At 63.9% G+C, this 22,713-nt stretch carries 25 protein-coding genes; 15 read left to right on the top strand and 10 right to left on the bottom strand.

Going from position 1 to position 22,713, the window contains the following annotated elements; translation table 11 throughout:
- Positions 1-16 precede the first annotated feature (16 nt).
- Positions 17-772 carry an SDR family NAD(P)-dependent oxidoreductase gene (locus tag G6N42_RS12835; RefSeq protein WP_163729936.1) on the top strand — a complete coding sequence of 252 codons (756 nt, stop codon included), beginning with the start codon at positions 17-19 and terminating at the stop codon, positions 770-772.
- A gap of 421 nt (positions 773-1,193) precedes the next feature.
- Here G6N42_RS12835 and G6N42_RS12830 read toward each other — a convergent pair whose 3' ends face one another.
- From G6N42_RS12830 to G6N42_RS12820, 3 genes are read right to left on the bottom strand one after another with little or no spacing between them, the layout of a single operon-like run.
- Positions 1,194-2,162, bottom strand: a complete 969-nt coding sequence (locus G6N42_RS12830) for a TIGR03564 family F420-dependent LLM class oxidoreductase (protein WP_163729935.1) — start codon at positions 2,160-2,162, stop codon at positions 1,194-1,196.
- A 9-nt stretch (positions 2,163-2,171) separates the two neighbouring features.
- Positions 2,172-2,915 carry a hypothetical protein gene (locus G6N42_RS12825; RefSeq protein WP_163729934.1) on the bottom strand — a complete coding sequence of 248 codons (744 nt, stop codon included), beginning with the start codon at positions 2,913-2,915 and terminating at the stop codon, positions 2,172-2,174.
- A gap of 9 nt (positions 2,916-2,924) precedes the next feature.
- On the bottom strand, positions 2,925-3,851 hold the full coding sequence (locus G6N42_RS12820) for an NAD-dependent epimerase/dehydratase family protein (protein WP_174262067.1): 927 nt from the start codon (positions 3,849-3,851) through the stop codon (positions 2,925-2,927).
- Positions 3,852-3,895: 44 nt separating this feature from the next.
- Between G6N42_RS12820 and G6N42_RS12815 the strand changes: the two genes are divergently transcribed.
- Positions 3,896-5,074: an acyl-CoA dehydrogenase family protein gene (locus G6N42_RS12815; RefSeq protein WP_163729933.1), complete on the top strand. Its 1,179-nt coding sequence runs from the start codon at positions 3,896-3,898 to the stop codon at positions 5,072-5,074.
- Here G6N42_RS12815 and G6N42_RS12810 read toward each other — a convergent pair.
- From G6N42_RS12810 to G6N42_RS12800, 3 genes are read right to left on the bottom strand one after another with little or no spacing between them, the layout of a single operon-like run.
- Positions 5,037-6,743, bottom strand: a complete 1,707-nt coding sequence (locus G6N42_RS12810) for a nitric oxide reductase activation protein NorD (RefSeq protein WP_163729932.1) — start codon at positions 6,741-6,743, stop codon at positions 5,037-5,039. The two genes, G6N42_RS12815 and G6N42_RS12810, sit on opposite strands and share 38 nt — an antisense overlap.
- Positions 6,740-7,537, bottom strand: a complete 798-nt coding sequence (locus G6N42_RS12805) for a CbbQ/NirQ/NorQ/GpvN family protein (protein WP_434059580.1) — start codon at positions 7,535-7,537, stop codon at positions 6,740-6,742. The genes G6N42_RS12810 and G6N42_RS12805 overlap by 4 nt, the downstream gene beginning before the upstream one ends.
- 10 nt (positions 7,538-7,547) lie before the next feature.
- Entirely contained in the window at positions 7,548-8,726 is a 1,179-nt protein-coding gene (locus tag G6N42_RS12800) for a spirocyclase AveC family protein (RefSeq protein WP_163729930.1), read from the bottom strand.
- A gap of 99 nt (positions 8,727-8,825) precedes the next feature.
- Between G6N42_RS12800 and G6N42_RS12795 the strand changes: the two genes are divergently transcribed.
- Positions 8,826-9,428 (top strand): TetR/AcrR family transcriptional regulator, encoded by a 603-nt coding sequence (locus G6N42_RS12795; protein ID WP_163729929.1) that lies wholly within the window; start codon positions 8,826-8,828, stop codon positions 9,426-9,428.
- Here the strand turns inward: G6N42_RS12795 and G6N42_RS12790 are convergent.
- Positions 9,415-10,209: an emopamil-binding protein gene (locus G6N42_RS12790; protein WP_163737415.1), complete on the bottom strand. Its 795-nt coding sequence runs from the start codon at positions 10,207-10,209 to the stop codon at positions 9,415-9,417. The genes G6N42_RS12795 and G6N42_RS12790 overlap by 14 nt on opposite strands.
- Positions 10,210-10,364: 155 nt before the next feature.
- Here G6N42_RS12790 and G6N42_RS12785 point away from each other — a divergent pair, with 155 nt between their 5' ends.
- The 12 genes from G6N42_RS12785 (at position 10,365) to G6N42_RS12730 (ending at position 19,962) form a co-directional block, all read left to right on the top strand.
- The gene (locus G6N42_RS12785) at positions 10,365-11,630 is read left to right on the top strand and encodes an aromatic ring-hydroxylating oxygenase subunit alpha (protein WP_163729928.1); all 1,266 of its coding nucleotides are present in this window, start codon (positions 10,365-10,367) and stop codon (positions 11,628-11,630) included.
- A gap of 1 nt (position 11,631) precedes the next feature.
- Positions 11,632-11,997 (top strand): hypothetical protein, encoded by a 366-nt coding sequence (locus G6N42_RS12780; RefSeq protein WP_163729927.1) that lies wholly within the window; start codon positions 11,632-11,634, stop codon positions 11,995-11,997.
- Positions 11,994-13,241: a metal-dependent hydrolase family protein gene (locus G6N42_RS12775; RefSeq protein ID WP_163729926.1), complete on the top strand. Its 1,248-nt coding sequence runs from the start codon at positions 11,994-11,996 to the stop codon at positions 13,239-13,241. Before G6N42_RS12780 ends, G6N42_RS12775 begins: the two co-directional genes overlap by 4 nt.
- 22 nt (positions 13,242-13,263) lie before the next feature.
- Complete coding sequence (locus tag G6N42_RS12770; RefSeq protein ID WP_163729925.1) at positions 13,264-13,716, top strand: MarR family winged helix-turn-helix transcriptional regulator; 453 nt, start codon at positions 13,264-13,266, stop codon at positions 13,714-13,716.
- A 52-nt stretch (positions 13,717-13,768) separates the two neighbouring features.
- Positions 13,769-14,794, top strand: a complete 1,026-nt coding sequence (locus G6N42_RS12765; protein WP_163729924.1) for a ferredoxin--NADP reductase — start codon at positions 13,769-13,771, stop codon at positions 14,792-14,794.
- A 19-nt stretch (positions 14,795-14,813) separates the two neighbouring features.
- Positions 14,814-15,557, top strand: coding sequence for an SDR family NAD(P)-dependent oxidoreductase (locus G6N42_RS12760; RefSeq protein ID WP_163729923.1), 744 nt, complete (start codon positions 14,814-14,816; stop codon positions 15,555-15,557).
- A gap of 36 nt (positions 15,558-15,593) precedes the next feature.
- Positions 15,594-16,898, top strand: a complete 1,305-nt coding sequence (locus G6N42_RS12755; RefSeq protein ID WP_163729922.1) for an aromatic ring-hydroxylating oxygenase subunit alpha — start codon at positions 15,594-15,596, stop codon at positions 16,896-16,898.
- Entirely contained in the window at positions 16,895-17,224 is a 330-nt protein-coding gene (locus tag G6N42_RS12750) for a hypothetical protein (protein ID WP_163729921.1), read from the top strand. The genes G6N42_RS12755 and G6N42_RS12750 overlap by 4 nt, the downstream gene beginning before the upstream one ends.
- A gap of 14 nt (positions 17,225-17,238) precedes the next feature.
- Positions 17,239-18,084, top strand: coding sequence for a TauD/TfdA dioxygenase family protein (locus G6N42_RS12745; protein ID WP_163729920.1), 846 nt, complete (start codon positions 17,239-17,241; stop codon positions 18,082-18,084).
- Between the two features lie 114 nt (positions 18,085-18,198).
- Positions 18,199-19,473: a cytochrome P450 gene (locus G6N42_RS12740; RefSeq protein WP_163729919.1), complete on the top strand. Its 1,275-nt coding sequence runs from the start codon at positions 18,199-18,201 to the stop codon at positions 19,471-19,473.
- Positions 19,470-19,664, top strand: coding sequence for a ferredoxin (locus tag G6N42_RS12735; protein WP_163729918.1), 195 nt, complete (start codon positions 19,470-19,472; stop codon positions 19,662-19,664). The genes G6N42_RS12740 and G6N42_RS12735 overlap by 4 nt, the downstream gene beginning before the upstream one ends.
- Positions 19,665-19,677: 13 nt before the next feature.
- A complete protein-coding gene (locus G6N42_RS12730) occupies positions 19,678-19,962 on the top strand; it encodes a DUF1330 domain-containing protein (protein WP_163729917.1) in 285 nt (94 codons plus the stop codon).
- 75 nt (positions 19,963-20,037) lie between these two features.
- Here G6N42_RS12730 and G6N42_RS12725 read toward each other — a convergent pair whose 3' ends face one another.
- From G6N42_RS12725 to G6N42_RS12715, 3 genes are read right to left on the bottom strand one after another with little or no spacing between them, the layout of a single operon-like run.
- The gene (locus tag G6N42_RS12725; protein ID WP_163729916.1) at positions 20,038-21,240 is read right to left on the bottom strand and encodes a cytochrome P450; all 1,203 of its coding nucleotides are present in this window, start codon (positions 21,238-21,240) and stop codon (positions 20,038-20,040) included.
- Positions 21,237-21,437, bottom strand: a complete 201-nt coding sequence (locus G6N42_RS12720; RefSeq protein WP_083125713.1) for a ferredoxin — start codon at positions 21,435-21,437, stop codon at positions 21,237-21,239. The genes G6N42_RS12725 and G6N42_RS12720 overlap by 4 nt, the downstream gene beginning before the upstream one ends.
- Complete coding sequence (locus G6N42_RS12715) at positions 21,434-22,636, bottom strand: cytochrome P450 (protein WP_163729915.1); 1,203 nt, start codon at positions 22,634-22,636, stop codon at positions 21,434-21,436. The genes G6N42_RS12720 and G6N42_RS12715 overlap by 4 nt, the downstream gene beginning before the upstream one ends.
- Between the last annotated feature and the right edge of the window lie 77 nt (positions 22,637-22,713).

The raw sequence follows: 22,713 nt of genomic DNA, 5'->3' as shown, positions 1-22,713 counted from the left end.
GTCTAACTATCTAGGGGTGGCAGGTTCCCTCGATGGCAGACGAATATTGGTGACCGGCGGTGCAACGGGTATCGGTGCGGCGGCGGTCGAGGTGCTCAGCGGGGCGGGCGCGCAGGTCGTGGCGACGTATCACTCGACACCCCCGCCCGACGTCGATGGCGTTTCATGGCTGCAGTGCGACGTGCGCGACGCTGCTGCCGTCGACGACATGGTGGCCACCGCCGCCCAGCAGATGGGTGGCCTCGATGTGCTGTTGCACGCGGCCGGCATGTGGCAGGCGGGCATCCCCGGCCAGATCACCGGCGACGACATCGACTTCCTGATGGACACCAACATCAAGGCGACCATCTTCACCAACCAGGCCGCCTACGCGGTGATGCGCCGCAGCGGCGGCGGCCGCATCATCAACTTCGGGTCGGGGGAGGCCGTGATGGGCAGTCCGATCTCGGCGGTCTACGCCGCGACCAAGGGCGCGGTGTCGGCCTGGACCCGCTCGATCGCCAAGGCGTGGGCGTCCGAGAAGATCTCGGCGATCGCACTGGCCCCCGCCGTGCAGACACCCGGAGCCGACCGGCTGCGCGAATTCCTGGGACCTGCGGCCGCGAAGTTCATCGATGAGGAGATCAAGAAGACGATTCCGCTCGGCGGCGCGCTCGGCGATCCGGTCGAGGATCTCGGTCCGGCGTTGGTGTTCTTCTGCAGTGCAGATTCACATTTCATGACCGGACAACTCGTGGCGATTGACGGCGGCCTCGTCATGCTGGGCGCCTGAGTCAAGGACAAGGAGCAACGATGCCCAACCAACTGCACCACGTCGTCATGCGCAGCCATTCGGCTGCGACCTTCACCGCGTTCCTGACTGACGTGGTGGGGATGACGGTGACAGCCGAAATGCACATTCCCGGAGAAGTATTTGAAGCTACGTTGGGATGGCCACCGTCCGACGGAGCCGACGTGACGATCTTAGGTGGCGGCGAAGGTGGCTTGATCGAGGTGCTCGACGTGCCCGAACACTTGCGTGATTTCGCTCCGGAGGGCCTGGCCGCTCTGTCGTTTCTGACCGACGACTTCTCCGGTACCAAGGACAAGGCGAGCACGTTCACGGACGACGTCACGGTATTCGACACCGGGATTTCGGGCGTTGACCTGTTCTTCTGCACGATGGGTGGGGTCCCCATCGAATTCATGGGTGCCTATGCGCCAGAATCGAATTCCGACACAAGCGAGGCCACGAACTCCTCAGTGCGGCGGCGTGATTCGCTGCGAGCCTTCGCGTCGTCGCCAAGAGGGACCACCCGGACGGCAAGATCGGTGACGCCGGCGTCACGGTAACTCTTCAGCCGGGCCAGCACTGTTGCTTCGTCGCCCGCGGCCATGGTGTCCCCGACGTCCTCGGCGTCACCGTGTTCGAGCAGCCGGACGTAGTTGGGGGAGAAGTCGGCGTGGCCCAGCACCTCACTCGCGTACTCGCGAGCGCCGTCGGTTTCATTGTTCGAGCAGAGCGCGACGGGCACCCCCGCCACGACACGAGTTCCGGACCGTCCGGCGGCCTGCGCGGCCTCCGTGATGCGCGGCACCACGTAGTCGCCGATGGCCCGCTCGTCGGCCATCCACAGGATGGTTCCGCCGGTGCGTTCGCCTGCGATGCGCAGCATTGCGGGTCCGAGTGCGGCCACGAGTACCCGCATCTCGAAGTCCTCGGTGACATCCACCGGGCTATGCACGCGGAAGCTGTTGTTGTCCACTGCGATCGGGCCAGGACCGGCGAACGCCGCGTCCAGCACATCGAGGTAGTCGCGCACCAGCAGGGCCGGCTTGTCGTAGGGAAGTCCGAGTTGGTCGGTGATGATCCAGTGGTGAGACGGGCCGAGGCCCAGCGAGAAGCGGCCCGAGCAGGCCACCTGGGTGGTCAGGGCCTGCTGCGCCATGATGAGCGGATGGCGCGTCTGGATCGGCACCACTGCTGTCCCGATCTCGATGCGCTCGGTCACCTGACCAAGCAGCGCGACCGCTGTCATCGCGTCGAGGTAGCCGGGAACCTGGGGAATCCAGAACGACGCGAAACCGTCACGCTCGGCGGCCTTGCCGTCGTCGAGAAGCCCGGTCAGCCGGTCGGCGCGTGAACGCTCCTTGTCCGAGCCGATCATCAGGCCGATCCGCATCAAAGCCTCCTACGGCACATAGCGATCCCATTCGTGCGGTACGACGGGGTAGAACGGTGCGGCCAGCAGCGGTTCGACTTCGCCCTGGTCCCATCGCGAAGTCAACACCGGCTCAAGGCGTTCCGCGGTGGCAAGAGGATCGTCGTCGAGAAAGCAGTAGGTGACGGTTTGACCCACTGGTGCACTCGCCAGTCTCGCATCGACGTCCAGCGTCGCCGCCGACCAGATGCCGGCCACCCCGTCGACCGCGAGCAACGGATCTGCCGGCGCGTCGCCACGTTCGAGCAGCAGGTACACACCCTTCACCGGCCACCACGGCAGCACGTCGGCGCCCACCTTGACCCGCGGTGCGGCAGACTTGCTCCGCACGTCGTAGACACCGCGCTCGACGGGTGGCAGCAGCGGCAGTTTGCGCTTGCCGCCGATCAGCGCCTTCGCCAGTGCGAGAAAGCCTTCCATGCCGCCGGGGTCTGTGAAGAAGTACGTCATGACATGGTCGATGGTGTCGTAGGGTTCGGTCTCCGTAGCGCGGGCGGCGCGGCATGCGGGCGTCGACACCAACCGCAGGGACGCGCGCACGGCCGACAGTCGGTGTTGTTCGGGACGGTGATCGAGTGTGTGCCAGCGCAGGTATTCGGCATCGGTACCGTCGGGGTGCCGCGTGGCCATCGAGACGAACAACGTGGTGATGTCGCCACGGCCGGTGGCAAGGACGTCATCGATTTCGTCGGACGGCGTTCCGGGCAGCTGCATCAAATGTCCTTAGGGCGTCAGTGGTTCGAACAAAGCGATTTCAGGATGACGGGCCGCGACCATGCGCCGGAACCCGTCACGCCAGTGCACTTTGGTCGCACCGAGTATTTCGTGCATGTAGGTGACGTCGGGCCATAACGGTGTGTGTGCGTCCGCGGTGTAGGTGAAGACCGGTTCGACGCCGACGAGCTCACCGAGGTAGGCGCAGTAGTCTTCGGCGCTGACCGTCTCGCTGCCGGCCCAGTTCACCACGATGGGCGGCGTCGCCGCGACCTCCATCGCCCGGATGCCGAGTTCGACGTAGTCGTCCTCGTAGAGCGGGTTGTAGTTGTTGGGTTTGTCGGGATGCAGCCGAATCGGCGTGCCCGCCAACATCATGTCGAGCCGGTCAGCGGGGGCTCCGCCTTCCGGGCCGTAGGTCGAGCAGATGCGGATGATCGTGAGCGGTATGTCGAACTGCTTCGCGATCCAGGTGCACACGGCCTCGGCGGCGATCTTGGAGAAGCTGTAGTTCGGACGCAGCGGAACGCCCGGCGGATCCGATTCCCGCAGCGGCCGCTGTCCCTGGTACCCGTACACCGATCCGGTCGAGCAGAACACGAAACCCTTTGCGGTGCGGCAGTGGTACAGCAGATCGCCGGATTTCTGCGCGGTCGTGTCGACACATTGTTCCCAATCACCGGAGCCGGCGTCGACGGCCGCGTGGAACACGTAGGTGAAATCGGTGGGGAGCGCGGAGAAGTCGCCGACGCTCATGTCGAATGTCACCGGCGTGATGCCGGCGGCCGTGAGCTTGTCGCGATCCGCGGGGTCCCTCAGCCGTGCGGCACCCCAGACCTCGTTGCGCTGTGCCAACGCCCGCGCGATCGGGAACGCGATTTTTCCCGTGGCGCCGGTGATCAAGATCTTCTCCGCATCGAGCATCCCTTCAGTCATAGCGCACGGCGACCCAAATGTTAAGTACTTGATACTGTTGATCCGTGCAGCTCACCTTCGATGCCGACGTCGAGGCGTTTCGCGCGGAGTTCATCGACTTTCTCGACGCACACCTGCCTCCGGAGGCCGAGGCGGAGACCGAGCGGTCCCGATCGACGTCGCATGTACCGGAGTGGTCGCGCCGGTGGCAGCGCCTCCAGTTCGACCACGGCTGGCTCCTTCCGGGCAATTCGCCCGAGTTCGGCGGCCGCAATGCGGGCATCCTTGAACAGTTCGTTCACCGCGAGGAACTCGCGCGACGCCGCATCTATCACGCGTTCAACCCGCAGGGCGTCGGCATCATCGCCGCCTCGCTGCTGTCGTTCGGCACCGAGGAGCAAAAGCGGAAGTGGGCGGTGCCCATCCTGCGTGCCGAGATGACGGCGTCGCTGGGCATGAGCGAACCGGGTGCGGGCTCGGATCTGGCGGGTTTGCGTACCCGTGCCGATATGGTGGACGAGCACTTCGTGGTGAACGGGCAGAAGGTGTGGACCAGCGGCGCCCACGACGCCGACGTCATCCTGACCTTTGTGCGCACCGATCAGGAAGCGCCGAAACACAAAGGGATCAGCGCGCTGATCATCCCGACCGATCTGCCGGGGGTGGAGCGCCGGCCGTTCGCGTCGGTGTACGGCCGCGACGAGGTCGACTTCAACGAGGTGTTCTTCTCGGATGTGCTGGTACCGGCGGAGAACCTCGTCGGGCCACTCGGCGGCGGATGGAAGGTCGCCAACGGATCGCTCGGCCATGAGCGGACGATGATGTGGATGGCGTTCGCCAATCGCCTCGAACAACTGCTGGAGGACTATCGTCCCGTCGGTGAGGTGAATCGGGACCGGTACGCGACGATCGCAATGGACTATCAAGCGCTGCGTCTGTTGGGTTCGGCGGCGCTCGGACAGGCTGCGCGCGGTGAGCGTGACATCCCCGGTGTCTCGGTGCTCAAACTGCTCGGATCCGAGGCCGAGCAGAGCGCGCTGCGGCACGCGCTGGACGGCGCGGGTGTCGCCGGTTTGCTCAGCCCGTCGTTGACCGGGCGCCACAACCCCTACAGCCCAGATCTTTTCACCGCCAGCTGGTTCACCCGGTACATCAGTAGCTATGCCGGCACCATCTCCGGTGGCACGTCAGAGATTCAGCGCAACATCATCGCGCAGCGCGTGCTGGGGCTGCCCGCCCGGTGAGCGAACTGGGGGTGGCCAGGGCTCGAAGCGCACCGAGGAACAACTCGTCCATTCGCGGGCTCAAATCGGCAAGGGCCGGGGCGCTGGCGAAGCTGGTGGAGCCGAACACGCGTTCCAGCACGCCGGTGTCCGTGGACGCACCGATCGAAAGGCACAGGCAGGCAACGCCGTCGGCGCGTAGTTCTTCCAGGGCTTTGCTGGCGTCAGCCTCCGCGTAACGACCTTCGTAGCCCTCGTCGTAGGGGAAGCCGTCGGACAGGACGAGCAGCAGTTGATTCGGTGTGCCGGAACGGCTCTTGAGTACCTCGCCCGCACCGCGGATGCCTGCGCCGAGACGCGTGTAGCCAGACGGTTGAAGTTGGTTGAGCCGCGCCCGGCCAGCCGCGCCGAACCGCTGGTCGAAGCTCTTGATGGCGGGCAGGTGGACCGCACGCCTGCCGTGTGAGCGGAACGCATAGACGGCGACGCGATCGCCGAGCTCATCGAGCGTCAGGGCCAGCGTCGCCGCCGCTCGCCGTTGATGGTCGTGCACCGCGAGGCCCTCGGCATCGGTATCGGTGGCCGATCCTGACGCGTCGAGCAGAATGAGGACGCCCAGATCGCGAGTCAGCCTGCGGCGCTCCACGTATACGTTTTCAGGCGGTGAGAATCCTGAGCGCAGATCGACGAACAGGTCCATGAGCGCCTCGATGTCCAGCTCTTCGCCATCAGGCCTGGCGCGCAATATCTTCGGGGCGAGACCGATGCGCGACAACCGCCGCCGGAGCACGTCGTCGTGCGTCACGCCGGCTGCGCTCACATCTGCCGCGGATGTCAGGGGAAACTCGATCACACGGCACCACTCGGGCCGGTACCGGCCGTCGAAGACGTCCCACTCCGGATATAGCGCTCCACCGATGCCCAGCGACGCGCCAGGCCTGCCGTCGTCGGTGAAGCGGATCGGGGTGGGAAGCGGTCGCGCGTTCAGACCGGCCGACCGTGCCCGGCGGGTTGAGCGGATTTGCATGCCGCCGCCTGCGGTGTCGCTGGCCTCCGATCGCGAGCCACCGAGGATCTTGCGCAGGAAGTTCGCAACCGCATCCGTCGTGGTGACCGGTGTCTCGAACATCTTCAGAATCTTGCTTCTCTGCGCGGGGTCGTCGTCTTCGTCGTCACCCTCAGCCGGATCACCGAGTGTGAGTTCCAGCCGCAGGTCTTTATCGGTTGCGGCCGAACCGGTCTCGTCGGCAGACGCCAACAGCAGGGACGGCTTGAGCGTGCCGAACCATGGCGGTGCACCGGAGACGCTCTTGCGGGTCCGCGCCATGTTCAGCGACTCGTCGGCCGTCGCGGTCGTCGGCTCCTCGTCGGGACTCACGTCGATGGCGGGCAACCGGTCGGCGAGATCGCGCAGTACCCGACGTCCCTCCAAGGCCAAGTACCGACGAGCTACCGACGGTCGGCCCCGTAACCCTTTGAGCAAGCGCGCATCCAGACTGCCAGCGCCGAGCAACGCGCTCTGGACCAGCACCTCGCGGCGCTGCCGCTCGACGGATACGCCCGCAGACACCGACACGACCTGGCCGTTGGTGTGGGCGCTCTGGCCGGCGGGTGCCTCTGCGATGTCGAGCGCCCGGCCCGCGATGAAGGAGGCCAGAAGCCGGAACCGTTCCGGGTGGGAGGGGCTCACTGTCTAGGCAGAACGGCGTCAACGAGTTCATCGAGGGCGCGGATGACGTCGTCGTCGTCGGAGAGCACCTGGACGACGGCCGCGTGGACAGCGCTGCGCAATTCCAGTCCCTCGGCCGCCAGGCCTCCGGCGAGAATCAACATGCGTGTGGAAGACACCTCGCGCAGCGGTGAGCCGTCCAGATTTCTAATGGCATAAGCGAGTTCGACCAGCGCCCGGGCGGTTTCGGTGTCGATCCCAGCTTCGTGGGCGACCACCTCGGTTTCGATCTCAGGGGACGGGTAGCCGAGCTCGATGGCGACAAAGCGCTGACGGGTGGATTCCTTGAGGTTCTTCAGCACGCTCTGGTACCCGGGGTTGTAGGAGACCACCAGCTGAAATCCGGGCGCCGCCTTCAGCGTCGTGCCGAGCCGGTCGATCGACAACACACGACGGTGATCGGTGAGCGGGTGGATCACGACAGTGGTGTCCTGGCGCGCCTCGACCACCTCGTCGAGATAGAAGATGGCACCGGCTCGCACCGCGCGGGTCAAAGGTCCGTCCACCCAGACCGTCTCGCCGCCCTTCAACAGAAAGCGGCCGATCAGATCGGCCGACGTCATGTCCTCGTGACCCGCGACGGTGATGAGCTCACGGCCGAGTTCGTGAGCCATCGCCTCGATGAAGCGCGTCTTCCCGCAACCGGTGGGCCCCTTCAGCAGAACCGGCGAACCGCGGCGGGCTGCCGCCCGAAACACCTCGAGCTCGTTCCCGACAGCACGGTAGTACGGCGCAGTCGAGCTCGTCTCGGCCATCGGCCGAATATTACTGAGAGCCATTGCCGTTCGCGCCTTGAATCGGCACGACAGGCGGGATCTCCACCCCTTCCGGTAACACGAGTTCGCCGTCGTGGTTGACGAATCCTGAGCGGTGGGTCGTCAGTGGTAGGTCAGGATTCGGACACGGTCGGTCGGTTCCATCGCCGCAGATGCCAGGGTTGAAATACGAACGCTTCTGCACGTCTTCGGGCCACGGATCAGCTTGCGTGCCAAGCCAGGTGGCAGGCACGTTGTAGAAGAGGAAGAAGCATGCGCTCACGCCGCCGAAGATCGCCAGGAAGCGAACGAACTGCTGTTTGACGAACCCGCCGCGGATTTGGTCGAGTCCACGTTCGACGACGGTGCGGCCGCGGTCATCGGTGAAGAAGCGCAGGCAACAGAGCGCCGCCTGGACGCCACCCCACATAAAGCCTTCGTAGATCGGATATTGGTAATAGGTGCCGGCGTTGAGGGACAGTGACTGGATGGCGCCCGGGTAGGAGTAGAAGCCGATCGGCAGGAGGATCAGCCCCTCCATGATGAAGTCGAAGACGATGGCAATCGCGTAGGTGACCAACACGAGCCGCAGGTTGCTGATACCCGGCCAACGGCTCTTGATCTTGCGCATGAGCGCGCATCCGACGATGGTGAGCAGCAGCACCCCGTACATGTAGCCGGGGATGTTGGTCAGCAGCGGCTCGGGCACCGTATGTCCCGGTTCCTCGTGTGCCACCCAGCCGGGAATGTACGGTGCCCAGGAACCCTGATTGAACAGCCATGCGTTGTACGTGCACCAGGTGCTGTAGTAGTTGAGCATCGGGTCCTGGAACATCATCAGTGCCATCGACACCAGCAGCATGCCGTCGAGCGTGATGCGTCGTTCCCGCCACCACGGTCGAATGATGAAGAACCACAGCGCGAATGGCAGGCCGATCCATAGCACGACCGCGTTGGCGATCAACGGAATCTTCATGTACATCGGTGGTTCGCTCGGGCCGCTCGCCACCGGCTCGAAATAGGGCCCGCTGACCCACCGGACGAAGAGATACACCGTCAGCGCCAGGAAAACGGCCCCGACAGTCGCCCATATCTTGATGGAACTCGACGGCCGCGGGGTCTCCGTGCCGAGCACCGCGGTGCGACTGATCGACTCGGTGACGGTGGGCTTTTTCGACGGTCCGCTCACAACGACTCCTGGCTTGGAATGATGAACATGTTCCGGAAAGATACCAATGAGTATCTGAGTATCCAATAGGTTTCTCAGATTCTGTGTCAGACTTCAGTCATGGTCGAGCGCTGGACGCGGGAACGACGCGTCGAACACACTCGCTCCCTGCTGCTCGATGCCGCCGAGGAGGTGTTCGCCGAAAAAGGCTTCACCCCAGCCAGTCTCGATGACATCGCGCGCGCAGCCGGCTACACCAAGGGCGCCATTTACAAGCACTTCGCGACCAAGGAGGACCTTTTCCTGGCCGTCAGCGATCGCTACTGGCGCCGATATTTCGACAACTTCGCCGAGGTGATGGCCTCTGCGAAGCAGGTCGGGGCGCGCGAATTCGACGAAATCGCCAAGCGATGGCGCAAGCTCAGCCGGGACCGCGGCGCCGAGCATGCCGCCCTTGGCCACGAGTTCACGCTGTACCTGCTGCGCAACCCCGAAGCGCGGGAGCGGGTGGCTGCCAAGAGGTCGGAGGTCGTCGAGGCGCTGGCGAAATTCATCGTCGACGGCATGGACCGGCTGGGCGGCACCCTGCTGATTCCGCCGCTGACGTTCGCGCAGGTGCTCGTCGCGACCAGCGATGCAGTCGTGCTCGGCAGCGAACTCGACGGCGTCGACCTCTACCGGCCGGTCATCGAGATGTACACGTCGGCGATCAAGTTGCCGTGACGTGCTGTTGGGTCGGCCTGAGCGCCCCCGCCCGTCTGGTCAGGTAGTCGATCTGAAGGTGGATCGAATACAGCACCAGCGGCGGCAGGACGATGAACGGAATGTTCTCACCGATGAACTTGAACCACAGCCCATACGCGCCCTGGCCGATGTCGTTGAATCCGGCGCCCACCTCGGCGAGGAAGTACACCGCGGTGCTGCTCATCAGCACTGCGATGCCGGCGAACGTCACCCATAGGCACCGGATGCGTGACTCGGTCGACAGCGTCGGCCGGATGAGTCGCGTCCACATCGTGATGACGACGATGCCGGTGGTGACCCCGACGACCTCCAGCGCGAACATCCACGGGTTGCCGCTGACGTAGCGGGTGTCGGCCAATCCGTATTGCCACCACAGCCACTTCCAGCCGGGGTCGGTGGTCGGCGTCCACATTCCGAGCGGGTGGCCTATTAAGAACATCAGCTCGTACCCGATCTGGCTGAAGGCCGTGTAGGGCAGGTAGAAGAGCGTGAGTTCGGCGGCCTTGTCGAGCCGAGTTCGATTCTCGCCCGGTGCATCCCAGAGGATGACGAAAGGCAGCAGGATTACCGGGATTCCGAACAGCAGATTCGCGATGACGTCGACCGTGAAGGAGGGGGGGGTGAGCCCGACAGTCACGCCGATGGTCATCAATACGAAGACCGCGGCGGTGAAGATCGCGACTGCGAGATAGATCCTCGCTCGATGGGATGCCCACGGCTGGGCGAAATTCGGTTCGTGTTCAAAGGTGCTCGCCATCATCACGGGGGCCTGCCATCTCGTGTATCAACTACTTGCGATTGATCTCGCGAGCATATACGGTCAGCGCTACAGGGCCCATAAGAATTGCTCGTCGCGTGCACGACATCTTTCAGCCTCGCGTGCGCGCCACACAGCGATATCGACAGGAACAGGCGATGGCGCGATTCCCTAAACCACCCGAAGGCAGTTGGACTGAGCACTATCCGCAACTGGGGACAGGTCCGGTGTCCTACGAGGACTCGGTTGACCCCGAGTTCTACGAAGTCGAGCGCAAGGCGGTTTTCCGGCGGGCGTGGCTGAACGTCGGTCGTGTCGAACAGATTCCGCGCAAGGGCACCTACTTCACCAAGGAACTAAAGGTCGTCAACACCTCCATCATTGTGGTGCGCACGACGAACGGAGAAGTCAAGGCGTATCACAACATCTGTCGCCACCGCGGCAACAAGCTGGTCTGGAACGACATGCCGCTGGAAGAGACCAGCGGGGTGTGCCGACAGTTCACCTGCAAGTACCACGCATGGCGCTACGACCTCGACGGCAACCTCACCTTCGTCCAGCAGGAGGGGGAGTTCTTCGACCTCGATAAGAGCCGATACGGCCTGGTGCCGGTGCATTGCGAGGTGTGGGAGGGCTTCATCTTCGTCAACTTCGCGAAGACACCCGAGCAGTCCCTGCGCGACTTCCTCGGGCCGATGATCACCGATCTCGAGGGTTATCCATTCGAGAAGATGACGTCGCGCTTCTACTACCGCTCCGAGGTCAAGGCCAACTGGAAGCTCTACATGGACGCGTTCCAGGAGTTCTATCACGCACCCGTACTGCACGCGAACCAATCGCCGACGGCCTACTCGAAGGCGGCGGCCGAAGCGGGGTTTGAGGCTCCCCATTACCGCATCGAAGGTCCGCACCGGTTGGTGAGCACGTCGGGTATCCGCGCGTGGGAGATGGCCGACGAAATGCGCAAGCCCATCGAAGACATCTGTCAGAGTGGGCTTTTCGGGCCGTGGGACAAGCCGGATCTGGGAGAGATGCCGAGAGGCCTCAATCCCGCGAAATGTGATCCGTGGGGGCTGGATTCGTTCCAGCTCTTCCCCAACTTCGTCATTCTGTTCTGGGGCCAGGGCTGGTACCTGACGTATCACTACTGGCCAACGTCGCACAACACGCACATCTTCGAGGGAACGGTGTACTTCCCGGCACCGCGGACGCCCCGCGAGCGGATCGCGCAGGAACTCGCCGCCGTGTCCTTCAAGGAGTACGGCCTGCAGGACGCCAACACCTTGGAGGCCACCCAGACGATGGTCGAATCACGCGTGCTCGACAACTTCGTCCTCTGCGATCAGGAGGTGCTCATCCGCCATCTCCATACCGAGACCGCGGCCTGGGTCGAGGACTATCGGCGCAAGACCGCGGGGGTGTGACATGACGACCGCAGCTTCGACGACGCCGACTCCCGACCGCCCGTCCAAATTGCCGCCGGAGTTCGCCGACCTCGAAGAGTTTTCGGACTGGTGCCTGGGCAGCGAAGCCGAACGTTACGCCAAACGGTTGGCCAGTTCGATGCAGGAGATCCAAGCGTTCTACGACGCGATCACCGCACGCGCGGAAGAGGCCATCGCCTACTGCGACAAGTTCTCGCTGGACGATATGCCGGAGGACGTGCTCAACCTGATGCATCTGTTGTATTCGATGATCCAGGCGTCGTTCCCCGTTGAGTGCTGGAAACAACCCAAAGTGCCTGACTCGGGTGCGACGACATTGGACTGCGTATCGGAACCGGTGCCGTGACACCTCGGATCACCGTCCTGCGTGGCGCGCGCTGGGCCGACGTCGAGGCCGGCGAGGTCCGCTCGCCTGCCGTGATCGTCGTGGAGGGTGACCGCATCCTTGCCGTCAATCCAGTTGACCTGCCGCCGAATCCGGACGAGGACATCGACCTGGGCGACGTGACCCTGCTGCCGGGCCTGATGGACATGGAGCTCAACCTGCTCATCGGCGGTCCGGGCGGTCCGGAAGGGCTGCCGAGCCCCATGCACGGCGTGCAGGACGACCCCGCGTACCGGACGTTGCGCGGGGCGGTCAACGCGCGCACCACACTGGAGGCCGGTTTCACCACGGTCCGCAACCTGGGGTTGATGGTGAAAACGGGCGGCTATCTGCTGGACGTCGCGCTGCAACGTGCGATCGATCAGGGGTGGCACATCGGTCCACGCATCTACCCCGCGGGGCATGCGGTGACCCCGTACGGCGGGCACCTCGACCCGACGGTGTTCCAGCGCCTGGCCCCGGGCATCATGCCGCTGTCCGTCGCCGAGGGCATCGCCAACGGTGTGGACGAGGTTCGTGCGTGCGTCCGGTACCAGGTCAGGCATGGAGCGAAGCTGATCAAGGTGTCGGCGTCGGGGGGCGTGATGTCACACAGCACTGCACCGGGCGCCCAGCAGTACTCGGACGACGAATTCGCCGCGATCGCGGACGAAGCGCATCGCGCCGGGGTACGGGTGGCCGCGCATGCCGTGGGGGACAGCGCTATTCGCGCCTGCATCCGCGCGGGAATCGACTGCATCGAGCACGGTTTCCTGGCCACCGACGACACCATCAAGCTGATGGCCGACACCGGCACGTTCCTGGTGTCGACCACCTACCTGACCGAGGCCATGGCGGTCGATCGAATCGCTCCCGAGCTTCGCAAAAAGGCCGAGGTGGTCTTCCCGCAGGCCCAGGCCATGTTGCCGAAGGCGATCGCGGCCGGTGTCCGCATCGCCTGCGGCACGGATGCGCCGGCGATTCCGCACGGGCAGAACGCAAAAGAACTGTGCGCGCTGGTATCCCGCGGGATGACGCCCATGCAGGCCTTGCGCGCGGCGACGATCACCAGCGCCGAACTCATCGAAGCCGACGGCGAGCTGGGACGTCTGGCCGCCGGCTATCTCGCCGACATCGTTGCCGTACCGGACGACCCGTCACGCGACATCGCCGTCACGCTGGATGTCGGGTTCGTCATGAAGAACGGCGTCGTCTACAAGCGCTAGCGCACCGCTGAGAGGAGCAAGCGTGGAACAAACCGACAACATTCTCTGGCTGCTGAAGCAGGCCTGGTACTTCTCCTTGACGACGGTCAACGATGCGGTGAGCGACCACGGGGTGAGTACTGCGCAAATCGGTGTGTTGCGACAGTTGGCGACCGAGCCGGGTCTGTCCGGCGCCGACCTGGCACGGCGCATGCTGATCAGTCCCCAGGGTGTTCAACTCGCGCTGACCGCTCTCGAGCGACGTGGCCTGATCGTGCGAAAGAAGGATCCGCAACACGGCCGCATCCTGCAGGCATTTCTCACCGACCAGGGGCGTGATGTAGCCGAGGCTGTGGTCAACGACGCAATCGCCGCGCACGACAAGGTTTTCGGGGTACTGAGCAAGTCCGAGCAGCAGACGCTGCGCGACCTGCTGGCGCGCGTCGTCGAACAGGGCACCGGGCACGAATTGTTCGACGATCACATCGGACAGTAGGGGAGTATTCAGTACTTGAGATTAATGACAAGTACTTGATATATTGAGCGGGATGGGCGACAACAACGGAGCCGACGGATTCGCGCCGTTACGCGTCAAGCGGGTCGTGCGCGAGACCAGCGACGCCGTTTCCCTGGTGCTGGGTGTGCCCGACCACTGCTCGGCACGGTTCCGGTATCGGGCAGGCCAGTTCCTGACGCTGCGGGTCAATGTGGACGGTCAGGATCTGCGGCGCTGTTATTCGATGTCGTCGGCGCCGGTGGAAGACGAGCTTCGGATCACCGTCAAGCGCGATCCCGGCGGCGTGGTGTCCAACTGGCTCAACGACGCCGCCACCGAGGGTGTCGAGATCCATGCGGCGCCACCCGAGGGACGCTTCTGCCTACGCGACAACGGCGACGAGATCGTGGCGTTCGCGGGCGGCAGCGGCATCACGCCGATCATGTCGCTCATGCGGACGGCCCTGAGCGGATCGTCGCGTCGTATTCGGCTGTTCTACGCCAATCGCAATCGCGATTCGGTGATTTTCGACGAGGCGCTCGCTCGACTTGCCGAGCAGCACGCCGACCGTCTGGCGGTCGCGCACCACATCGATGACGACAACGGTGTGGTGACTCCCGAAGCGGTACGGACTTTCCTCGAAGATGCCGGTGCGGCCGACTACTACATCTGCGGCCCGCGTCCCTTCATGGACACCGTCGAGGCTGCGGTGCGGGAATCCGGTGTGCCGTCGCAGCGTGTGCACCTCGAGCGCTTCACGGTCGACCCGGTGCCTGCCGACGTCGGCAACAGCTCCACGGAGACGACCGAAACGGTCGTCATCGAACTGGACGGCAAGAAGACGACCGCCGACTACCGGTCCGGCAACACGCTGCTGCAGACAGCGCGCATGTCCGGTTTGCGGGCGCCGTCGTCGTGCGAGACGGGTTCGTGCGGAACGTGTATGGCACGCATCGTCACCGGGAGTGCCCGGATGCTTAACAACGATGCACTCGATGACGACGAAGTGGCTGAAGGCTGGGTGCTGACGTGTCAGTCTCTACCTACCAGCCAAACAGTCCACGTGGTCTACGAGTGATGGAGCGGAGGAACGTGCGATGACGCGGGTGGCGGTGGTGACCGGCGGCGCCTCTGGTATGGGCGAAGCGACGTGCCACGAGCTTGGCAGGCGTGGGCACAAGGTGGCTGTTCTCGACCTCAACGGCGAAGCGGCGCAACGGGTCGCCGAAGAGTTGCGCGCGGAGGGCGTCACGGCATTCGGGGTGGCCGCTGATGTCAGCGACCGCACCGCCGTTGAGGAAGCCTTCTCGAAGGTGCGCACCGAACTGGGCCCGGTGCACATCCTGGTAACCAGCGCGGGCGCCGTGGACTTCGCGCCGTTCACCGACATCAGCGTGCAGGCCTGGCAGCGACTGATCGACGTCAATCTCACGGGCACCTTCCACTGCTGTCAGATCGCGGTGCCGGACATGCTGGAAGCCGGCTGGGGCCGCATCGTCATGATCTCCTCGTCCAGCGCGCAGCGCGGATCGCCGGGGATGGCGCATTACGCCGCGTCGAAAGGCGCGCTGTTGTCACTGACCAGATCGCTTGCGCGGGAATACGGTCCGACGGGTATCACCGTCAACAACATTCCGCCGTCGGCGATCGAGACGCCGATGCAGCACGCGGGACAGGCGGCCGGACACCTTCCCTCGAACGAGCAGATGGCCGCGAGCGTCCCGCTCGGCCACCTGGGCACCGGTGCCGACATCGCCGCCGCCGTCGGCTTCCTGTGTTCCGAAGAGGCCGGTTTCATCACCGGCCAGACGCTGGGTGTCAACGGCGGGTCGGTGATGTGACGACCACGAGTTCTCCGAGACGACAGGGAGGTTCGCATGGCTAAGTGGCCCAAACCGGCCGAGGGTAGCTGGACGGAGCATTACCCGGAACTGGGCACCGGACCGATCTCGTTCCGCGACTCGATCTCACCGGAGTTCTACGAACTCGAGCGCGAAGCGGTCTTCAAGCGCGCCTGGCTCAATGTTGCTCGCGTCGAGGAACTGCCGCGGGTCGGCAGCTACCTCACCAAGGAGATCGAGGTCGCCAAGACGTCGGTGATCGTCGTCAGGCGCAAAGACCAGCAGATCCGAGCCTTCTACAACGTCTGCCGTCACCGTGGAAACAAGTTGGTGTGGAACGACTATCCCCACGAGGAGGTCAAAGGCACCTGCCGCCAGTTCACGTGTAAGTACCACGGGTGGCGTTACGACCTCAAGGGTGATCTGACGTTCGTGCAACAGGAGGGCGAGTTCTTCGGACTGGACACCTCGCAGTACGGATTGAAACCCGTGCACTGCGACGTGTGGAATGGTTTCATCTTCATCAATTTCGACCATGAACCTCGGTGGACGCTGCGTGAATTCCTCGGCCCCATGATCACCGCGCTGGACGACTATCCATTCGAGATGATGACGGAGCGTTACGAATTCGAAGCGCGGAACAACAGCAACTGGAAGATCTTCGCCGACGCGTTCCAGGAGTACTACCACGTGCCGTCGCTGCATTCGCAGCAGGTGCCCAGCGCCGTTCGTCAACCCAACCAGACGTTCGAGTGCGGACATTTCCAGATCGACGGACCCCACCGCCTGGTCTCGACGGCGGGTACTCGCCGGTGGCTGCTCGACCCGGAGTTCATGTATCCCGTCGAGCGGGTCACCCGAAGCGGACTCGTGGGTCCGTGGCGTACCCCTGAGACGCATCATTCGGCCGGCCTGAATCCGGGCGGTATCGAGCCGTGGGGCATCACCAATTTCCAGATCTTCCCGAACCTCGAGATCCTGATCTACCACGGGTGGTACCTGCTGTATCGCTACTGGCCGACGTCGCACAACACCCATAAGTTCGAGGCGTACAACGCATTTCATCCCGCACGTACGGTGCGCGAGCGCATCGAGCACGAGGTCGCGTCCGTGGTGCTCAAGGAATTCGCGCTGCAGGATGCGGGCATGCTCGGCGGCACCCAGGCGGCGCTCGAATACGGCCTGGACGAGCCGATAGTCAACGACTACCCGCTGTCGGATCAGGAGATCCTCGTCCGCCATCTGCACAAGGTGGCCGTCGACTGGGTGGAGGAGTACCAGGCCGAACGCATGCCCGAGCCGGAGGCGAGAATGGGCCACGGGGTGGGGGTCGGATCATGACCCGACTGCCCAGCGCCTTCGCCGAGTTCGAGCAGTACGCCGAAAAGTGGTGTCTGGCAACTGAACCGGAGCGGTGGAGCACCCGGTTGAGCACGCCCATGTCGGAGATACGCGAATTCTACGATGCGTTCACGCCTCGCTTCGAGGAGGCGATCGACTACTGCGACAAGTTTCCGCTCGACGATGTGCCCGACGATGCGCTCAACCTGTTGCACCTCGTGTACTCGATGATCATGGTGTCGATGGCCGTTGAAGTCTTCGGTACCCAGAAACCCGCCGACTCCGCCGACGCGGTCATGCATCGCGTCAGTGCGCCAGTGCCGTGACGGATAGGACGAACATGAGTCTGCTGACGATCAACAAACTCACCTCCTCGGTCGGTGCCGAGGTCGTCGGGCTGGATCCCGACCGGCTGGCCTCCGACGATGCGCTGGCCGAAGCGGTGCTCGAAGCACTGGAAGACAATGGCGTGCTGGTCTTTCCGGGGTTGGGCCTGCAACCCGAGGCGCAGGTGGCGTTCTGCCGTCGACTCGGCGACATCGACCACTCCTCCGACGGGCACCATCCCGTCGCAGGCATCTATCCCGTCACGCTCGACAAGTCCAAGAACGCTTCCGCCGCCTATTTGCGCGCGACCTTCGATTGGCACATCGACGGGTGCACACCGCTGCACGATGAATGCCCGCAGAAGGCCACCGTGCTGTCGGCCAAGCAGGTGGCCGAGCACGGCGGCGAGACCGAGTTCGCCAACTCCTATGCGGCCTATGACGCATTCAGCGACGAGGAAAAGCGGCGGTTCGGATCGCTGCGGGTGGTGCACTCGCTGGAGGCCTCGCAACGTCGGGTCAACCCCGACCCATCGCCCGAGCTGGTCGCGCGCTGGCGCAGCCGCCCCACCCACGAGCACCCTCTGGTGTGGACACATCGCAGCGGCCGCAAGTCGCTGGTGCTCGGGGCATCGGCGGACTATGTCGTCGGAATGGACCTCGACGAGGGTCGGGCGCTGCTCGCCGAGCTGCTGGACCGCGCCACCCAGCCCGACCTGGTCTATCGCCACAGCTGGTCGGTCGGGGACACCGTCATCTGGGACAACAACGGCGTCCTGCACCGAGCAGCGCCCTATGACCCCGATTCACCTCGGGAAATGCTGCGAACCACCGTTTTGGGACACGAGCCGATCCAATAATGGTGTGGACGCGCTGTGCGGGTGCACAGCTGCCTCGTTGACGCCGACGTGCCCACTGTGGAAATCTAATACCCACATATGAGAATCACATTCTCGTAGTTAGAGGAGTAGCGCATGACGGAGGACCTCACCTCGGTCGATTTCTTCCGGGACAGTCGACTGACGGATGACCCGTTTCCGTTCTACGAGGCACTTCGCAACAAGTGCCCCGTCACCCGTGAGGATCACTACGGCGTGACGATGGTGACCGGCTGGCAGGAGGCCGTCGACGTCTACAACGACGCGGAGACGTTCTCGTCGTGCCTGTCGGTGACCGGCCCGTTTCCCGGGTTCCCGGTTCCCCTCGAAGGGGACGACGTCACCGACCTGATCGTGAAGCACCGCGACGAGATCCCGTTCAGCGATCAGCTGCCGACGCTGGACCCCCCGACGCATACGAATCACCGCGCGTTGTTGATGCGGTTGATCACGCCCAAGCGCCTCAAGGAGAACGAGGACGCGATGTGGCAGCTCGCCGACGACATCCTCGACGACTTCCTGGCACCGGGCGAGGGTGAGTTCATCAAGGGCTTCGCCGGTCCGTTCACGTTGCGCGTCATCGCCGATCTGCTGGGTGTGCCCGACGAGGACCGCGACGACCTCCTCGAGCGGCTCGCGCGCGGCACCCACGGAAGCTCGGTGGGCAACGCCGACAAGACGATGAACAAGACTCCGCTGGAATACCTGTATGAGGTCTTCGCCACGTACATCGAGGACCGGCGGGCCGAGCCGCGCGATGACGTGCTGACGGGACTGGCCACCGCGTCGTTCCCGGACGGCTCGATGCCCGAGGTCGCTGACGTCGTGCGGGTGGCCACCAATGTCTTCTCGGCAGGGCAGGAAACCACGGTGCGGCTGCTCAGCACGGCGCTCAAGGTGATCGGCGACCAGCCCGACATTCAGCGTCGGCTGCGCGAAGATCGCAGTCTCCTCGGCAATTTCATCGAGGAGTGCCTGCGCATAGAGAGCCCGGTCAAAGGCGATTTCCGATTGTCACGGGTGCCGGTGACCGTCGGTGACCAAGAGCTCGGGGCCGGCTGCACGCTGATGGTGATCAACGGGGCGGCCAACCGCGACCCGCGGCGTTTCGAGGATCCGGACACCTTCGATCCCGACCGCAAGAACGCCCGCCAGCACCTGGCCTTCGGCCGCGGCATCCACAGCTGTCCCGGCGCTCCGCTGGCACGTGCCGAAACGCGCGTCGGGCTCGAGCGTCTGCTCGATCGCACCACCGACATTCGCATCAGCGAGAAACACCACGGCCCGGTGAGCAATCGGAACTATCAGTACATCCCGACGTACATCCTGCGCGGGCTCACCCAGCTGCATATCGAGTTCGACGTCCGATGAAGGTCAGCGTTGACGAAGACAAGTGCGCCGGCCACGGCATGTGCCTGACGCTGTGCCCCGAGGTGTTCGAGATGACCGACGACGGTTGGGCGGTCGCGAAGCCGGGTGAGGTGCCTGCGGAGCTCGAGAGCGCAGCCAAGGACGCCATCGCGAACTGTCCAGAACAGGCTATCTCTGAAATCGACGGTTAATAAAGGAGATCGAATGCCCAAGGCGTACATCCTCATCACCGAGGACGTCAAGGATCCGGCCGGGATGGCGGAATACGGCAAGCTCGCGAGCCAGGCCATGGCCGGTGCCACGCTGTTGTCGTTCGACTCGAAGGCCGAGGTGATCGAAGGGCAGTGGCACGGTACCCAGACCGTGCTGCTGGAGTTCGAATCCGAAGAGGCAGCCAAGGAGTGGTACTACTCCGATGCCTACCAGGAGGCGGCCAAGCTGCGTCAGGCCGCCGCCGACTGCAACGGCGTCATCCTGCACGGCCTCTGATTTTTTTACGCGAGCAGACGCGAAAACCCCCATCTTGATTCGAAATTCGGGGTTTTCACGTCCGCTCGCTGAGAGTTAAAGCACGCGGACCGGAACGTGTGACCAGCCGGCGACGTTCTGCATGGCGACACGCTCGCACTGGCCCCACAGCACTTCGTACCGCGGCATGCGGTCCAATAGCCGCTCGATTGCGATCGCGGTCTCCATCCGGGCGAGCGCAGCGCCGAGGCAGCTGTGCACGCCGTACCCGAAGCCGAGGTTCTGTGCCTCGGTCCGGTCGCGATCGATGTCGAAAGTGTCAGGATCGGTGAACGCGTCCGGATCGCGGTGTGCCGAAGCCTGAAGCAGGAACACGGGTTTGCCCTCGGGGATCGTGACACCGTGGAGGTTGACCTCGCGCATCGATCGGCGGACGTTGTAATGCACCGGTGGTTCGTAGCGCAGAAGCTCCTCGACCGCGGCGGGGATCTTGCTGCGATCGTCGAGCAGCTTCTGCCACTGTTCGGGGTGGCGCGCGAACTCGACCACGGCGTTGCCGACCAATTTCGTGACCGTTTCGGCGCCGGCACCCCCGAGAAGCGTGGCGAATCCCGCGATCTCGAAGTCTTCGAGTGACTCGACCCCACCGTCCTCACGCTGGATCTCGGCAGCGACCAGCCGGCTGAACATATCGTTTTGCGGTTCGTTGCGGCGTTCCTGGATCAGCTGGAAGTACAGACCCATGGCTTCCGCGATGGCCGCCATGCCCTCCTCAGACATGTCGATCTGGCCCGGTTCGCGATGGAGCGAAGTGTCCACCCACTCACGGACTTGCTGGCGCTTGTCCTCGGGGACACCGAGCATCGTTGTGATGATGTCGACTGGGAAGTACGCCGAGAAGTCCTGTACGACATCGAAGCTCGCGGGGTCGGCCGCGTTCAGGTAGCGGTCGATCGTCTCGGTCACCATCGGACGCATCGCCTCGATCGCACGCGGGGTGAACACCTTGTTGACCAGGCTGCGCATGTGGCGGTGCTCGGGTGGGTCCATGAGGATGATCATCTTCATGGGGGGCGGCTCACCGGACCGGACCATCGCGAGGTCGAGGCCGTACGCCGAGGAGTAGGTCGCAAAATCCTTATAGGCCGCCGCGACGTCCTCGTGGCGGGACAACGCGTAGAAGTCCTCCGCCTCGTTGTAATAGACGGGCGTTTCCTCGCGCATGCGCCGGTAGATGTCCCAGGGCCCGTTGAAGTACTCCTCGGAGAACGGGTCGAAGACGACCTTCGATGCGGTCATTCGTCTTTGATGAAGATCGCCTGGCGCGGGCACTGCCGCACAGCTTCTTTGACGTGCTCTTCGTTTTCAGGTGTTACCTCGTCCTGGAGGACATGCAGATAGTCCTGGTCATCCAGGTCGAAGATCTCGGGGTCGATGCCCATGCACACCCCGTTGCTCTCACACAGACCGAAGTCGACTTCGATTTTCTGGGTCACTTCAGCACCCTCACTGGAACGTTGTGGTAACCCGCGACGTTCTGCATCGTCACCCGATGTAAGCCGTCCCAGTCGACCTCGTAACGCGGCATGAAGTCCAGCAGGTGCTCGAGCGCGATCACACTCTCCAGGCGGGCCAGTGCCGCCCCCAGGCAACTGTGAATTCCGTAGCCCAGGCCCATGTGCGGCGACTGGGTGCGGTCGCGGGTGATGTCGAATTCTTCGGCGCGGTCGTAGGCCCGAGGGTCACGGTTGGCGGCCGCCTTCATGATGAAGACCGGCTTGTGCGCGGGCACCGTGCCGCTGGGCACGTGTGCTTCTTTGAGCGTGTAGCGCACGTTGTACTGCACCGGGCCGACGTAGCGCAGCAGTTCCTCGACGGCATCGTGAACCTTGCTGCGGTCGTCGAGCAGCAACTGCCACTGTTCCGGATGCTTGGCGAACTCGACGACGGCGCTGCCGATCAGCTTGGTGACCGTCTCGGCGCCGGCGCCACCGAGCAGTGCACAGAAGCCGGTGATCTCGATGTCGTCCAGCTTGCGCATCTTGCCGTCGGGACCGGGAATCTCGGCCGTGATGAGTCGGCTGATCATGTCGTCCTGCGGATTCTGGCGCCGTTCCTGCACCAGGCCGTAGTAGTAGATGCCCGAGTCGATATTGGCCTGCATGTTCTTCTCGGACAGCTCGATTTGGCCAGGCTCACGTTCGAGGCTCGTGTCGATCCAATGCCGCACCTGCTGGCGGAACTCTTCGGGGACACCGGCCATCCGGGTGATCACTTCGACGGGAAACGGGCCTGAGAAATCCTGGACGACGTCGAAACCGTCCGGGTCGCACTTCGACAGGTAGTGCTCAACGACCTCGATGACGGTTTCACGCTGCGACTGAATGGCGCGGGGCGTAAACGCCTTGTTCAGCAGGCTGCGCATGTGGCGGTGGTCGGGTGGATCCATGAAGATGATGGACTTGTGCGGCCCCTCCTCGGACCGCACCATCGACAGGTCGCAGCCACGAGACGAGGAGAACGAGTCCGTGTCCTTCAAAGCCGCGGCGACGTCCTCGTGCCGGGTCAGCGCGTAGAAGTCCTCTTCCTCGTCGTAGTAGATCGGCGCTTCGTCGCGCATGCGCTTGTAGATCTCATACGGGTTGTCGAAGTAGTCCTGCGAAACCGGGTTAAATTTCAATTTGGGCTTGGTCATGGTCTCTCTTTCGCCGCGTGGCTAACGTCTACGTGCGTTACGCAAGGCTGCATTTGTGTAACGTATAGTATGCCTCA

It is taken from the genome of Mycobacterium gallinarum (genome assembly GCF_010726765.1).
GTDB classification, from domain to species: Bacteria; Actinomycetota; Actinomycetes; order Mycobacteriales; family Mycobacteriaceae; genus Mycobacterium; species Mycobacterium gallinarum.
The sequence above is the reverse complement of the archived record's forward strand: the minus strand, read 5'-3'. Positions and strand labels throughout refer to the sequence as shown.